The following is an 11961-nucleotide window of genomic DNA, read 5'->3' on the forward strand; positions in this document are numbered from 1 at the left end:
CGAACGCACGGTGACGCTCCCTCACGGTCGCGGCTCCAACGGCTCGCTTCCCGCGGCGGTTACCGCCGGCCGACCATCGTTTGGGGGCCGGCCTCGGGGGGCTTGGGACCGCGGTTGTCGGGGAGTTCGGGCATCGTCAGTTCGGCGGGGTGCAGGCCGAACAGGGCGGCGGCCTGGGCGGTCTCCTGGGTGCTCAGCCGCATGCCGCGGAGACGGTTGCCGCCGTCGCTCATCTGCACGTAGCCGTTGTCCAGCCAGAGCGTCGCATGCGGCCGCCCGTCGGCCAGCAGGCGGACCTGGAACCGCACGCTGCGGGGGTCGCCCTTGGCGGGCTCCCAGCGCTCCTCCATCTGTTGGAGCCAGCCCTCGATCCGCAGCAGCGTGTCCGGGTCCTCGGTGTAGATCGGCCGCCGGGCCTGATTCGCCCGGCGGGGGTCGTAGGCGAAGGCGTCCGTGATCTCCACGGCGTCCACTTTGGCGAGGCTCATCGCGGCCCCGCTGTTCCGCGGCCCTCCGCCGCAGCCCACCAGCGCCCCGCCGGACAGGGCGGAACCGCACAGCAGCGCCGCGGCGAGCGTCAGACGGGGCGACGGCGACATGGGCGAATTTCCGAGGGGCGCAGCGAACCGCCCGGGTTCTGACAGAACCCGGGCGGCGTGGCGAGAGCGGTTCCGGCCGTCCCCGTAGGGTCCGCTGTGCGGACCGTGCTCGGGCCGCCCGGCCGTCATGCTGCGCGGTCCGCACAGCGGACCCAACGAACCCGTCACTTCACCAACTGCGGGACCTTGGTCTGCACGTCGCGGATATCGGGGTTCACGCTGACGACGCGGCCCTGCTGGTCGGCGAGGATCATCGTGGGCAGGTTGACCACGCCGAACTCCGTCGCCGCGCGCCCGTTGAAGCCGCCCTCCTCAAAGGCGATCGGGAAGGGCACGCCGTTGTCCTTGACGTACTGGGCGATGCCGTTGGGGCTCTCGTCCACGTTCACCGCGATGATCTCCAGCTTATCGCCGTGCTTCTGATAGAGGTCCTTGAGGATCGGCAGGTTCTGCTGGCAGGGCTTGCACTCCACGTTCCAGAAGGTCAGCAGCGTGACTTTCCCGCGGGTGTCGGCGGAGGTGATCGTCCCTCCGCTGCGGAGCGGCAGGCGGAACTCCAGCGGCTTGCCCTCCAGGTTCAGCCGCCGCAGGGCGCCGGCCGCCTTCTTGCCGAGCTGCGAACTCGGGAACCGCTGGGCGAGCTGCCGGTAGTAGTCCGACGCCTCCGCCAGTTCGCCCCGCTGCTCGGCCTCCATCGCCAGTTCGATCAGGAACGTGGCCGCCTCGTTGGACTCCGGGTACTTCTTGACGAAGTCCGTGCGGGCGTCCTCCCACCAGGACTCGAACTCCTCCAAGTCGGCCGGGGCCGGGTCGGCGCCCAGCGGGCGACGCTTCTCGCCCCACTGCACGAACAGCGACCGCTGATCGACGATCGGCAGGGCGCCGGGGGCCTCGGCGGCGGCCAGTTTGCGGATCTTGCCCAGCTCGGTCTGGGCGAAGTCCGCGTCGATGTGGTCGTTCAGAAACAGGCCGTGGAAGGTGTCGGCCTGGGTCGTCAGCCAGAACGGCCGGTCGTTGCCCTTGTCGACCTTGAACAGCTCCCGATGCAGTTTGAGCTGCTTCGCGGCGAAGGCGAGGTGGTCGTTCTTCTTGGCGTCCGGTTCGGGCCGGTCCTCGTTCAGCTTGGCGAGCTCCTGAAGCAGCTTGGCGACCTCCGGGTCCAGCCCGCCCTCGTCGTCGCCGAGCTGCATGCCGGCCGGCGGCTGGATCAGCGGGCCGCCGAGCACGATCTGGCCGTTCCCCTCGACCGGCCGGGGCAGGGCGGTCAGCTTCCAGGCGACGCTGTCCACCCGGTCGCCGACGCGGACCATCTCGGACAGCGACACGATCCCCATGTTCCCGTCGGGGACGTTCAGCAGGGCGTTGGAGTTCTCCACGACCTCCAGCTCGCCGCGGGCGCTCTCGCCCGGCAGGATCAGGCCCGGCTGGCCGGTGTTGACGCTCTGGAAGGTGGGGTTGGAACGCAGCAGTTCGGAGTCCTTCCGCATCTCCGCCAACTGCTTCGCCGGGTCGGCGAGATCGGCGACGATCTTGGCGGTCAGCGTCTCGTCGACGCCCAGCGACTTCAGATCCGCCTCGGTCACCAGCACGGTGGCCAGTTTGGCGGCGTCGCCGTCGACGACGGCCTCGGCGGCGACGGCGGCGGCTTCGGCGGGGCTGATCCGCTTCCAGGCGTCGATCTTGCGGTCGCCGTTCTCGTCCACGCCCCACTTCGTCCCGCCGAAGTTCACCCAGCGGAAGTTATTGCTGCTGACGACCGCCTCGCCCTTGGCGTTCTTCTGGGCCCCGTCGGCGTCCCACTCCCGGTACACCTCCATGCCCTGGTTGTAGTAGATGAACAGTTCGATGGTGTCGTCGGCGTCCGCGTCGAGGATCCGCCGCAGGATCTGCCCCTGCGGGCCGACGACCACGTAGCCGCTGTCGGCGCCGCGGATCGGCTCCACCTTGCACTGGTCCCACTGGTCCTCCGGCGGGGTCTCGATCTCCACGCCCGGCCCGCCGGCGACCTTCGGCTGGTAGGTGGAGAGAATCACCGAGGCCGGCGGCGCCGCCTGGGCGAGCCCGACCAACGGGCCGGCGACGGCGAGGACCGCGGCCGTCGCCCAGGCGCGGGCGGTACGACGCGTCGACAGACGGGCGGGGGCGGCGGAGCGGGGCATGATGACGGTGCGGGGGGAAAAGAGACCGACGGCGATCGACCGACGCGAGCGCTTCGGGCGCGAAGCGACCGGCAGCGATCTTAGGACGGCGCCGGCGCACGAGTCACCGCCGGTTCCGCCGTCCCCCCAGTCTTCGACCCGCCGGCGGCCCGGGCGTTCGCTTCTCAGCGGTACGGCGCCCGTCCGGCGGACAACGCCGCCGCCGCCGCCTTCAGATCGGACCAATCCCCCGGGTTCGACAGGGAATACACCAGGTTCGGCAGGCCCTCGGGGCCTGCCGCCACCGTCCAACTCCCCGCGACCCGCCGCACCGGCACGGCCGCCCGCCGGCCCGCCTCCACGACGTCCGGCGGAAATCCGCGGATCGTCACCTCCGAGTCCGGCGTCAGCTCCGTCGGGACCGGCCCCCGCCCGCCGGGGACCGCTTCGATCACCATCGCCCGCATCCCGCGGCGGTCCGCCCCGTCGGCGGGTTCGAGCAGCACCACGTGCAGGACCACGTCCGCACGCTGGAACTGCACCCGGTTGAGCGTCGGTTCGTCCGCCCGCGTCCACGCCAACGTCCCCAACGCGACCGCCCACACGACCGCCAGCAGCACGACCGCCGGCCAGACCCACCGCCGGGACGGGGGACTCGGCGCCGGGACGGTCGACGTGGGGGCGGTCGGCGTCGGGGCCGTTCGTTCCGGGGCCGGGCTCACCGGGCGGAGACGAGGGTCACGGCGTTGAGGTCGGCGTCGAAGGCGGTGGCGAACGCGGTGTCGAAGTCGAACAGCTCGGCGAAGTCCTCCGGGCGGTCGCCATCGCACTTGCACAGTTCGCCGCGGTCGACCAGTTCGAACACGATCCGGCCGACGTCCTCCGTGTTGCGCACGCCCCACTGCCGCAGCACGGTGCGGGCCATCCCGCCGAACTGGGCGGCGGCGAGTTCCCGAATGCCCGCGCACAACTCCGCCGCGGTGATGTGCCGACCGGGGAGCCGCTCGCTGCGGGCGGCCTGCCGTTCCGGGGTCGCGGCGAGGTCGTCCTGAACCTTCTGCAGGGCCTCGAAGACGAACAGGTAGGCCTCCCGGGCGAAGGGCCGACGGGCCGGCTCGGCCGGCGGGAGGGGGGCCGACTTCGCGGGCGTCGGCTCGGGGGAGGCCGATTCTTGGAGGGCCGGGGCGGCGTCGGCGTGCTCCGCCCGGGGTTCGTCGGGGCAGGGCTCGGACCGTTCGGCGGGGCGGTTCACTGCGAGACGGCGGTGGGTGGAGGGGGGGCCGAACCGATGGTAGCGGAGTCTCGCCGCGGGGCGACAGGTCGGGTCCGCACGGATTCCGTTCCCCCCGAATTTCCCGTGGTCGCTCCGCCGCCGCCGCCGCCCGTCCCGCCGTCCCCTCACCGGCGGTTCAGGTCGCAGACGAGGGCCTCGATGACGGGGGGCACGGAGGTGTTGCGGGCGATCTGGGCCTCCGCCTCGCTGAGCCGGTCCAGCGCCGCGGCCGCGTGCTCCAGCCGGTCCGCCGCCGCCGGGCCGTCCTCCAAGAACTCTTCGGAGAGCCCCGCGAGACGGTCGCGGTACAGGTCCGCGCAGAAGGCGAACACCCATGCCGCCGCCGCGCGTTGCGACGGGGCGTCGGAGCCGGCGGCCTCCACGGCGCCGACGACCGCCTTCGCCGCCGCCACCGGCCCGCCGCGGCCGACGTGTTTGCGGACGACCTCCCGCAGGCCCCGCACCTCCGGGTCGGCCAGCCGGGTCGCGGCGTCCAGGCTGCCCCGCGACAGCCGGGCGACCTGCTCCGCCTCCCCGGGGCTCTCCGCGAGGCCCTTGTCGAGCAGCAACGCCGCCACGTCCGCGTCCGGCAGCGGGGCGAACCGCACCGTCTGGCAGCGCGAGCGGATCGTCGGCAGCAACGACTCCGGCCGGTCCGAGAGCAGCATCAGCACCGCCCCGGCCGGCGGCTCCTCCAGCGTTTTGAGGAAGGCGTTCGCCGCCTGCGGGTTCACCAGGTCCGCGTCCTCCACGATCGCCACCCGCCGCTCCGACAGCGCCGGCCGGCGGGAGAGTTCGTAGCAGAGCCCGCTGGTCCCGCGGTCCTCCTTCTCGCCGACGAACGCGGCGAGGGGGATTTCCCGTTTGCCCTCCGGCAAGCGAACCCGGTGCAGGTCCGGGTGGGTGTCCGCGGCGGCGGAGACGCAGGCTTTGCAGGTCCCGCAGGCCTCCAGCACGTCGTCCGGCGTCCGCAGGCAGAGCAGGCATTGGGCGAGGACGTCGGCGAACAGCCGCTTCCCCACCCCCGCCGGCCCGGCCAGCAGCAGCGCCGAACTCAGCCGCCCCCGCCCGACGGCCCGGCGGAAGCCCGCGACGACGGCGTCGTGCCCGCGGACGGCGTCCCAGACCGACTCGCCTGTCGTGAACTCAGTCATCCGTGCGCTCCACCCAGCCGAGGGGTTCGTCCGTGTCGATCGGTCGTCCGGCGGCGACGTTCTGCCGGACCAGCACGCCGTCCGCGGGGCTGAGGGCGTCGACGGTCAGCCCGGGGATCGTCAGTTCGGCGACGCGCTCCCCGCGGCGGACCGGCTCGCCGGTCTCCACCAGCCACCCGGCTAACGTCGGCGTCGCCCCGGCCGGCAACCGCCCGAACGCCGGCGCCGGCACCGGCAGATAGGGGGCGTCAGCCATTCCAGCGGTTGGCGTCAAAGCGGTCGAGGATTCGGTCGGCGTCGTTCATGCGAAGCAGGCGGGCCGTCACCCGACCGGTCGCGGTCAGGCCGACAATGAGGAAATCATCTTGGCGGAAATGCTCCGACCATACCTGCGTCCGCGGGTTGAACAGGGCGACCGGGCGGTCCTCCTCGGGATCTAGTCCGGCGATGTCGGACCCTTTGTGGGCGTTGCAGGCGGGGCACGCCAGGGCGAGGTTCTCCGCGACGGTGGGGCCGTCGTGTTTCTGGCTGATGCAGTGGTCGACGTGAAACGTGATGAACCCCAACCCTTCGGGAAGTTGGCAGTACTCACACCGACGGCGGGCGCGGCGGCGGACGAGTCGGTTGAGGTCCGAACTGATCGCCTCGCTCACGCCGCCACGGCCCGTTCGGCTTCAAGGGCGGCGACGGCGCTTTTCTTCGCGAGGCGAACCAAGTGTTCGAGGTGGAGGGCACGATCCAACTCGGCCCGCTCCTCCGCGGTGAGCCCGGCATCGCTCTTGCTTCTGGCGATCAAATCGCCGACACGCTCGGATGCCTCCTCCGAGGGATGAAACGCCAGAACCTCCTCCGGCGTGCAGCCTCGGCCAAGGAACTCGGCCACTTCTTCGGTCAAACTCATGACGACGCTTTCGTCTAGGTCCAATTCGCGGTGAGGACGTCTTTCATCTCGCCGGCGTGGTAGCTGCTGCGGACGAAGGGGCCGCTGGCGACCAGGCCGAAGCCCAGGCCTCGCATCAGCTCGCCGACCTCGTCGAACTCCTCCGGCGGGACGTACCGCTCCACCGGCAGGTGCTGGCCGGTCGGTTGCAGGTACTGGCCGAGGGTCAGCATCTCGCAGCCGACCGCCCGCAGGTCGGCGCAGGTGTCCAGCAACTCCTCGCGGGTCTCGCCGAGGCCCAGCATCAGCCCGCTTTTGGTGGGCATTTCCGGCGCGCGGTCCTTCACGCGGGCCAGCAGGTCGAGCGTCCGCTGGTAGTCCGCGTTGCGGCGGACGCGGTGGTAGAGCCGGGGCACCGTTTCGGTGTTGTGGTTGAACACGTCCGGGCGGCTGTCGATTACCGTATCGATCGCCTTGACGTTGCCGCGGAAGTCCGGGGTGAGGACCTCGATCGTCACGCCTTCCTCGCAGGCCTCCCGCACGGCGACCACGCAGGCGGCCCAGTGGGCGGCGCCGCCGTCGGGCAGGTCGTCGCGGGTCACGCTGGTGAGGACGACGTGCTCCAGGCCGAGCCGTTTGGCCGCCTCGGCGACGCGGTCCGGCTCGTCCAGTTGCAGGGCCTCGGTCTTGCCCTTGGGGACGGAGCAGAACCCGCAGGGCCGGGTGCAGACGTTGCCGGCGATCATCAGCGTCGCCGTCTTGTGGCTCCAGCACTCGGTGCGGTTCGGGCACTTGGCCGACTCGCAGACGGTGACGAGGTCCAGATCGCGGATCACCTCGTCCGTGAAGGCCATCCCCGCGGCGGGCAGGGGCCGGCGGAGCCACTCCGGCAACCGCCGCTTGCGGGCCGGGCGGGCCGCCGGGGCGGGACCGTCTAGCACGTTCAGCACGGACCCGGCGTTCGCCGGCGGGGCGGACGCGGACCGGGTTCCGCAGCCGGAGCCGGGGGCGTCGATGACTTGGAGCAGAGACATACGGTGGGGGCCGGGTTCAGACCGGGACGGTTCAGGCCGGGACGTAGGTGCGGCGCGTGGTCCGGCGGAGCAGCGGGTGGCCGGTGAAGGTGTGAACGGTGTCGTAGCCGAGGCCCTCGGAGAGCCGCCGGATCAGGCTGCTGCGGACCGCCGGCATGCTGACCGGGTTGTGCCGGGCGGCGGACAGGCTGGAGACGGTTCCGCCGCCCTCGGCCCCGCCCGGGCGGACGGCCATGCGGGGGAACTCCATCGCCGGGGCGACGGACAGGAACAGCCCCCACCGGCTGAAGCCGCCCCGCACCCCGGCGCCGACCTCCGCGACGATCCCGGTGCGGGCGGAGACCGCGGCGCCGTCGGGGGTGATCTCGTTCGAAACCCGCAGGTCGTCGCAGGTCGCGGACGCGGCGGAGACCAGCACGTCCCGCAGCAGGGCCGGGGTGAGGGGGTTCTCGTCGTCCGGCCCCCGCTCGGCCACCGGGACGACCGGGTAGGCGCACAGCTGGCCGGGGGAATGCACGATCGCCCCGCCGCCGCGGGCGACCCAGTCCACCTCCATCGACCGGCTGCGGAGGTCGCGTTCGTCGCAGCGGAGGTCGGCCCGGCTGCCCTCCCGGCCCACGGTCACGCCGGGCGGGTGCTCGCAGAGCAGGAGGAAGCCGTGGCGGTCGGTGCGGCCGGACAGATCGAACGCCAGCCGCTCCTGGAGGGCCTTCGCCGAGGGCCAGTCCACCCGACCGAGCAGATGCACGCTCAGCCCGTCGCTGCCGCGGTCCGGCAGGTGCGGGGTGAACGGGTAGGTCACGGGGCGTGTCCGGCGGGGGGGAAGACGGGGGAGGTACGGATTCGGGCGACGGCCGCTAGACTGGGGCCTCCGGCCCGTCGCGTCCGGTTCCATCCTACGTCGCCCCCGACCGCCCACAAACGCCGGCGCCCCCCGCCCCTCGTCGCACCCCCCGGTTCGCCCCCGACCGCTCCCGATGGCCAAGGCCAAGAAGTCCAAACGCAAAAAGACCGGCGGGGAGGACCCGAACGAGCGGGTCGTCGTGCGCAACCGCAAGGCCCGGCACGAGTACGAGCTGATCGAGGAGGTCGAAGCCGGCGTCGTGCTGCACGGCAGCGAGGTGAAGGCCGTCCGCAACGGCGACGTGAACATCGACACCGCCTTCGCCACGGTGAAGGGGGGCGAATTGTGGTTGAAGAACCTCGACATCGGTGAGTACGCCGAGGCCGGCCGCTACAACCACGACCGCACCCGCGACCGCAAACTCCTGCTCCGCAAGGCCCAACTGCGGAAGTTCGCCGAGGCCAACGAGCAGAAGGGCCTCACGCTGGTGCCGGTGGACGTCCACATCCACCGCGGCTTCGTGAAGGTCAAACTCGCCGTCGCCCGCGGCCGCAAAACGCACGACAAACGCCAGAAGCTCCGGGCCAAAGAGGACGACCGCAAGCTCCGCGAAGCAAAGCGGCACTTCGTGCAGTAGGGTCCGCTGTGCGGACCGCGCTGAACGATCGCCGACCGCCGAAGCCGGTCCGCAGAGCGGACCCTACGACCGCGACAGCCGCACGAGTTGGTGCCCCGCGACCCGGGGCCGCCAGAGTTCGCGGCCGGTTTCGTCCTCCAGCCGCACCCGCCAGCCGGCGGCTCCGGCGGCGTGCAGGAACTCCGCGGCGGCGGTGCGGCCGGGATCGGCCAGGATCGCCTCGCCGTCGTCGGCCAGCACGGCGGTCAGCGTGTTCAACAGGGCCGCGTGCAGGTCCGGCTGGTAGAGCAGGTCCGCCCCGATTGCGCGGTCGAACCGCTCCTCCGCGGACAGCACCGGCGGGGCGAACCAGTCGAGCCTCTCCGCCGTCAGCGGCAGATCGTTGAGGGCCGCGTTCGCCGCGGCGAGGGCGACCGCCCGCGGGTCGACGTCCGTCGCGGTCACCTCCGCCCCGGCCGCCGCGGCGGCCAGCCCGGCGAGAGCGGACCCGCACCCCAGCTCCAGCACGCGGGTCCCCGCGGGGAACGGGCGGCCCAGGAGCCGGGCGGCGAACGTGCGGGCGACCGGCCACAGCGTCGCCCAGTACGGGTCGCCGCCGAGCGCGGCGTGCTCTTCCAGCAGGGCGTCCGGGTCGGCGGGGGTCAGCAGCCGGAAGACCCGCTTCCCCCGGCGGTGGGCGATGCCGACGGGCGTCTCCGTCCACCCGCCCGGCACGGCGGGCAGTCCCGCCGCGGGCGGTTCCACTACTGTTTGCCCTCGATCGCCACCAGCAGGATGCCGGCGGCCAGCGGGACGAAGGGGTGCAGCGCGTTGCCGCCGTGCACGTCCACCTTCAGCTTGTGCACGAAGGGGTTGAAGTTCGTGGAGTAGTGGGCGATCGCCGGCCCGCCGCCGTCCGGGGTGAGGGTGAACTTCTGCGGGAAGATCCAGCCGTAGTCCGTCAGCCGGCGGATCGTCGCCATCAGGGCGCTGTCCTCCTGGATGTGGCCGACGGGGCGCTCGTTCCCGTCGAGCACCTCCCAGGCGTCGCGGAACATGCTTTTCAGGCCCTTCCGCCGCAGGGTGCCGATCAACTCGCCGGTGCGGCTGTCGGTCACGTCGTAGGCGGCGGAGAAGTCGATCACGCTGCGGGCGGCGATCTTCAGCCACTCCTCGTCCATCGACTCGTCCCGGTAGATCCGGATGTCCTCCTTCAGCTTGAAGGCCTTCTGCTTGCTGTAGCCGACGACGTTCCCGTCCCGGTCGTAGATGTGGAACGCCGCCCCGAACAGCTTGAACACCTTCCGGCGGATGGTGTACTCGACCGCGTCGGCGGCGGCGGGGGCGGTCGCGTCGGACACGGCGTCTTCAGGGGCAAGGCGTAAGGCGTGAGGGGAAAGAATGCGATGCCCGCCGCCGAACCGCAAATCGGGACGGTCCCGTTGCGACTTCGGCGGCTCGTCGAAGGATGTGGGGTCGGCGGCGAACGCCGGTCGTCTCTTACCCCTTACGCCCCGCCCCTTTCCCCTCCCCATGGACCCGACCGCGTTCTACTTCACCCTCGCCGTGCCGATGGTGCTGCTGGCGGCGGTCTGCTGGGCGAGCACGCTGTTCACCCTGCCGGGGAACTGGGCCGTGCTGGCGCTGGCGGCGGCGTGGGCCTGGCTGATGCCGAAGGACGAGTACGGCTGGGGCTTCGGCTGGGGCACGGTCGCCGTGCTGCTCGGGCTGGCGCTGATCGGGGAGGGGCTGGAATTCGCCGCCGGGGCCGCGGGGGCGAAGAAGGAGGGCGGCAGCCGCCGGGGGATGCTGCTGTCGATCGTCGGGGCGATGGTCGGCAGCCTCGCCGGCGCCGCGGTCGGCGTGCCGGTGCCGGTCGTCGGGCCGCTGATCGGCGCGGTCGGCGGCGGGGCCGCGGGCGCCTTCGCCGGCGCCTACCTCGGCGAGACCTGGAAGGGGCGGACCGGCGCCGACGCCCTCCAGATCGGCAAGGGCGCCCTGATCGGCCGGCTGGTCGGCACCGGCGGCAAGCTGGCCTGCGGCGCCGTGATGGTCGCCGTTCTCGCCGTGATGACCTTCGTCCCCCGCTCCGTGGAGACCCCGCTGGACGACGCCGTTCCGAACCCGGCCGCCCCCGTCCGCCCGATCGGCGCCGACGCCTGACCGCCCCGCGGCCGGGGCGTGAGAACGCGTTTCCTCGAAACGTCGCCGCGAATACCAGCCCGATGCGCAAGCATCGGCCGTCGGCGCAGCCTTCGGACCGGACGACTCACGGCCGGAGCTTGCGAGGATTTTGCGCTTCGCTCCGCAAGCGGTTGCGCAGAAACGAGTTGGGCCTCACGGTAGCGGGTGTTCCACCACTCGCCACGTTCCCCCTGCGGGAGATCGCCGTGAGGCGCCAACTCTGGACGGCCATCGTGACCGAACTCCGCCGCCTGCACCACCCCCGCCCCGGCCGCACGCCCGTGTTCAGCGACGTCCGCATTCTGGAGGTCTACTTCTTCGCGGCGGTCCACCGCCTGCCGATCGGTCAGGCCTGCGACCGGCGGAACTGGCCGATCTGCCTCCGCGGCCGCCCCCTGCCCAGCGGAACCACGATGTCCCGGCGGATGCGCTCCCCCTCGGTCCGCCGGCTGCTGGCCGCCCTGGACCGAGCCCTCGTCCGCACGCCCGGCGGCGGGATCGTCGCCGCCCTGGACGGCAGCGCGATCCGGATCGGGCCGCACTCGACGGACCGTCACGCGAAGTTCGGTCTGGCCGGGGGCGTGACGGCCAAGGGCTACCGACTGCACCTGCTCCGCCGGGCCGACGGCACGATCGCCGACTGGCGGCTGACGCCGCTGGGCGGGCCGGACGGGTGCGAGAAGCGGATGGCCAAGCGGATGCTGCGGGCCGCCCCGTCGGCCTGCTACGTGGTCGCCGACGGCAACTACGACGCCAACACGATCCACGCCGAGGCGGACGCCGCGGGCGTGCAGTTGGTCAGCCCCAAGCGAAAGGGCGGCTTCGGCCGCCGCCGGCAGCGGCCCGGCCGACTCCGCAGCTTCGCCCTCTTGAGGGCGCCGACCGGCTCGGCGACCGCGAGCTTCGGGGCGGCGCTGATGCGGAGCCGGGTCGCGATCGAGCGGGCGTTCGGGGCGCTGAAGGCCTCGTCGGCCGGCCTGACGGACCTGCCGCCGTGGGTGCGGACCTACCCCCGCGTCCTGCCCTACGTCACCGCCAAGCTGATCCTCCACGCCCTCCGCCCGACCGTGGGCTAAACGCAAAATCCTCTTGCGCTCCGGGCTGGTAAGCCCCGAAACGACTTTGGGAAAAGCGCGCTAGTGGTTCATTGCAGCTCGATCGTCGGGTAGAGCGAGCGGAGTTTAATCCGCGCCTCGGCGGTCGTGAACTGCCACCGCACGCCGACCTGTGCGGCGTTCC

General features: G+C 72.2%; 15 protein-coding genes. 3 read left to right on the forward strand and 12 right to left on the reverse strand.

All coding sequences use genetic code 11. The annotated features are described in order from the left end of the window. Positions 1-59 precede the first annotated feature (59 nt). The 10 genes from ACG2DA_RS18385 to ACG2DA_RS18430 all read right to left on the reverse strand — a co-directional run bounded on the left by ACG2DA_RS18385 (position 60) and on the right by ACG2DA_RS18430 (position 7880). Entirely contained in the window at positions 60-599 is a 540-nt protein-coding gene (locus ACG2DA_RS18385) for a hypothetical protein (protein ID WP_395257513.1), read from the reverse strand. Positions 600-763: 164 nt separating this feature from the next. Then, positions 764-2758, reverse strand: a complete 1995-nt coding sequence (locus ACG2DA_RS18390) for a thioredoxin-like domain-containing protein (protein WP_395257515.1) — start codon at positions 2756-2758, stop codon at positions 764-766. 164 nt (positions 2759-2922) lie between these two features. After that, entirely contained in the window at positions 2923-3459 is a 537-nt protein-coding gene (locus tag ACG2DA_RS18395; protein WP_395257517.1) for a hypothetical protein, read from the reverse strand. Further along, entirely contained in the window at positions 3456-3989 is a 534-nt protein-coding gene (locus ACG2DA_RS18400) for a Minf_1886 family protein (protein ID WP_395257519.1), read from the reverse strand. The genes ACG2DA_RS18395 and ACG2DA_RS18400 overlap by 4 nt, the downstream gene beginning before the upstream one ends. Before the next feature lie 146 nt (positions 3990-4135). After that, positions 4136-5164, reverse strand: coding sequence for an ATP-binding protein (locus tag ACG2DA_RS18405; protein ID WP_395257521.1), 1029 nt, complete (start codon positions 5162-5164; stop codon positions 4136-4138). Then, entirely contained in the window at positions 5157-5420 is a 264-nt protein-coding gene (locus tag ACG2DA_RS18410; RefSeq protein WP_395257523.1) for a lipoyl domain-containing protein, read from the reverse strand. Before ACG2DA_RS18410 ends, ACG2DA_RS18405 begins: the two co-directional genes overlap by 8 nt. Beyond that, positions 5413-5817 (reverse strand): HNH endonuclease, encoded by a 405-nt coding sequence (locus tag ACG2DA_RS18415; protein WP_395257525.1) that lies wholly within the window; start codon positions 5815-5817, stop codon positions 5413-5415. The genes ACG2DA_RS18410 and ACG2DA_RS18415 overlap by 8 nt, the downstream gene beginning before the upstream one ends. Beyond that, entirely contained in the window at positions 5814-6065 is a 252-nt protein-coding gene (locus tag ACG2DA_RS18420; protein WP_395257528.1) for a hypothetical protein, read from the reverse strand. Before ACG2DA_RS18420 ends, ACG2DA_RS18415 begins: the two co-directional genes overlap by 4 nt. 14 nt (positions 6066-6079) lie before the next feature. Next, a complete protein-coding gene (lipA, locus tag ACG2DA_RS18425) occupies positions 6080-7078 on the reverse strand; it encodes a lipoyl synthase (protein WP_395257530.1) in 999 nt (332 codons plus the stop codon). Positions 7079-7109: 31 nt separating this feature from the next. Continuing rightward, positions 7110-7880, reverse strand: coding sequence for a lipoyl protein ligase domain-containing protein (locus ACG2DA_RS18430; RefSeq protein WP_395257532.1), 771 nt, complete (start codon positions 7878-7880; stop codon positions 7110-7112). Positions 7881-8055: 175 nt separating this feature from the next. Between ACG2DA_RS18430 and smpB the strand changes: the two genes are divergently transcribed. Beyond that, positions 8056-8559, forward strand: coding sequence for an SsrA-binding protein SmpB (smpB, locus tag ACG2DA_RS18435; RefSeq protein ID WP_395257534.1), 504 nt, complete (start codon positions 8056-8058; stop codon positions 8557-8559). 63 nt (positions 8560-8622) lie between these two features. Here the strand turns inward: smpB and ACG2DA_RS18440 are convergent, their stop codons facing one another. Together ACG2DA_RS18440 and ACG2DA_RS18445 are read right to left on the reverse strand one after the other, a co-directional pair. Then, complete coding sequence (locus tag ACG2DA_RS18440; protein WP_395257536.1) at positions 8623-9303, reverse strand: class I SAM-dependent methyltransferase; 681 nt, start codon at positions 9301-9303, stop codon at positions 8623-8625. Continuing rightward, entirely contained in the window at positions 9303-9899 is a 597-nt protein-coding gene (locus ACG2DA_RS18445; protein ID WP_395257538.1) for a hypothetical protein, read from the reverse strand. The genes ACG2DA_RS18440 and ACG2DA_RS18445 overlap by 1 nt, the downstream gene beginning before the upstream one ends. A 172-nt stretch (positions 9900-10071) precedes the next feature. Here ACG2DA_RS18445 and ACG2DA_RS18450 point away from each other — a divergent pair, with 172 nt between their 5' ends. Both ACG2DA_RS18450 and ACG2DA_RS18455 read left to right on the forward strand, forming a co-directional pair. Next, the gene (locus tag ACG2DA_RS18450) at positions 10072-10701 is read left to right on the forward strand and encodes a DUF456 family protein (protein ID WP_395257540.1); all 630 of its coding nucleotides are present in this window, start codon (positions 10072-10074) and stop codon (positions 10699-10701) included. Between the two features lie 254 nt (positions 10702-10955). After that, positions 10956-11798, forward strand: coding sequence for a transposase (locus ACG2DA_RS18455; RefSeq protein ID WP_395257542.1), 843 nt, complete (start codon positions 10956-10958; stop codon positions 11796-11798). Positions 11799-11961: the final 163 nt, after the last annotated feature.

It is taken from the genome of Alienimonas sp. DA493 (assembly GCF_043951915.1).
Taxonomy (GTDB): Bacteria; Planctomycetota; Planctomycetia; order Planctomycetales; family Planctomycetaceae; genus Alienimonas.

What these genes read in the sequence shown, in the direction of transcription:
- ACG2DA_RS18385 (WP_395257513.1), bottom strand. Translation starts at nt 599, where the DNA reads ATGTCGCCGTCGCCCCGTCTGACGCTCGCCGCGGCGCTGCTGTGCGGT.
- ACG2DA_RS18390 (WP_395257515.1), bottom strand. Translation starts at nt 2,758, where the DNA reads ATGCCCCGCTCCGCCGCCCCCGCCCGTCTGTCGACGCGTCGTACCGCC.
- ACG2DA_RS18405 (WP_395257521.1), bottom strand. Translation starts at nt 5,164, where the DNA reads ATGACTGAGTTCACGACAGGCGAGTCGGTCTGGGACGCCGTCCGCGGG.
- ACG2DA_RS18410 (WP_395257523.1), bottom strand. Translation starts at nt 5,420, where the DNA reads ATGGCTGACGCCCCCTATCTGCCGGTGCCGGCGCCGGCGTTCGGGCGG.
- ACG2DA_RS18420 (WP_395257528.1), bottom strand. Translation starts at nt 6,065, where the DNA reads ATGAGTTTGACCGAAGAAGTGGCCGAGTTCCTTGGCCGAGGCTGCACG.
- lipA (WP_395257530.1), bottom strand. Translation starts at nt 7,078, where the DNA reads ATGTCTCTGCTCCAAGTCATCGACGCCCCCGGCTCCGGCTGCGGAACC.
- smpB (WP_395257534.1), top strand. Translation starts at nt 8,056, where the DNA reads ATGGCCAAGGCCAAGAAGTCCAAACGCAAAAAGACCGGCGGGGAGGAC.
- ACG2DA_RS18450 (WP_395257540.1), top strand. Translation starts at nt 10,072, where the DNA reads ATGGACCCGACCGCGTTCTACTTCACCCTCGCCGTGCCGATGGTGCTG.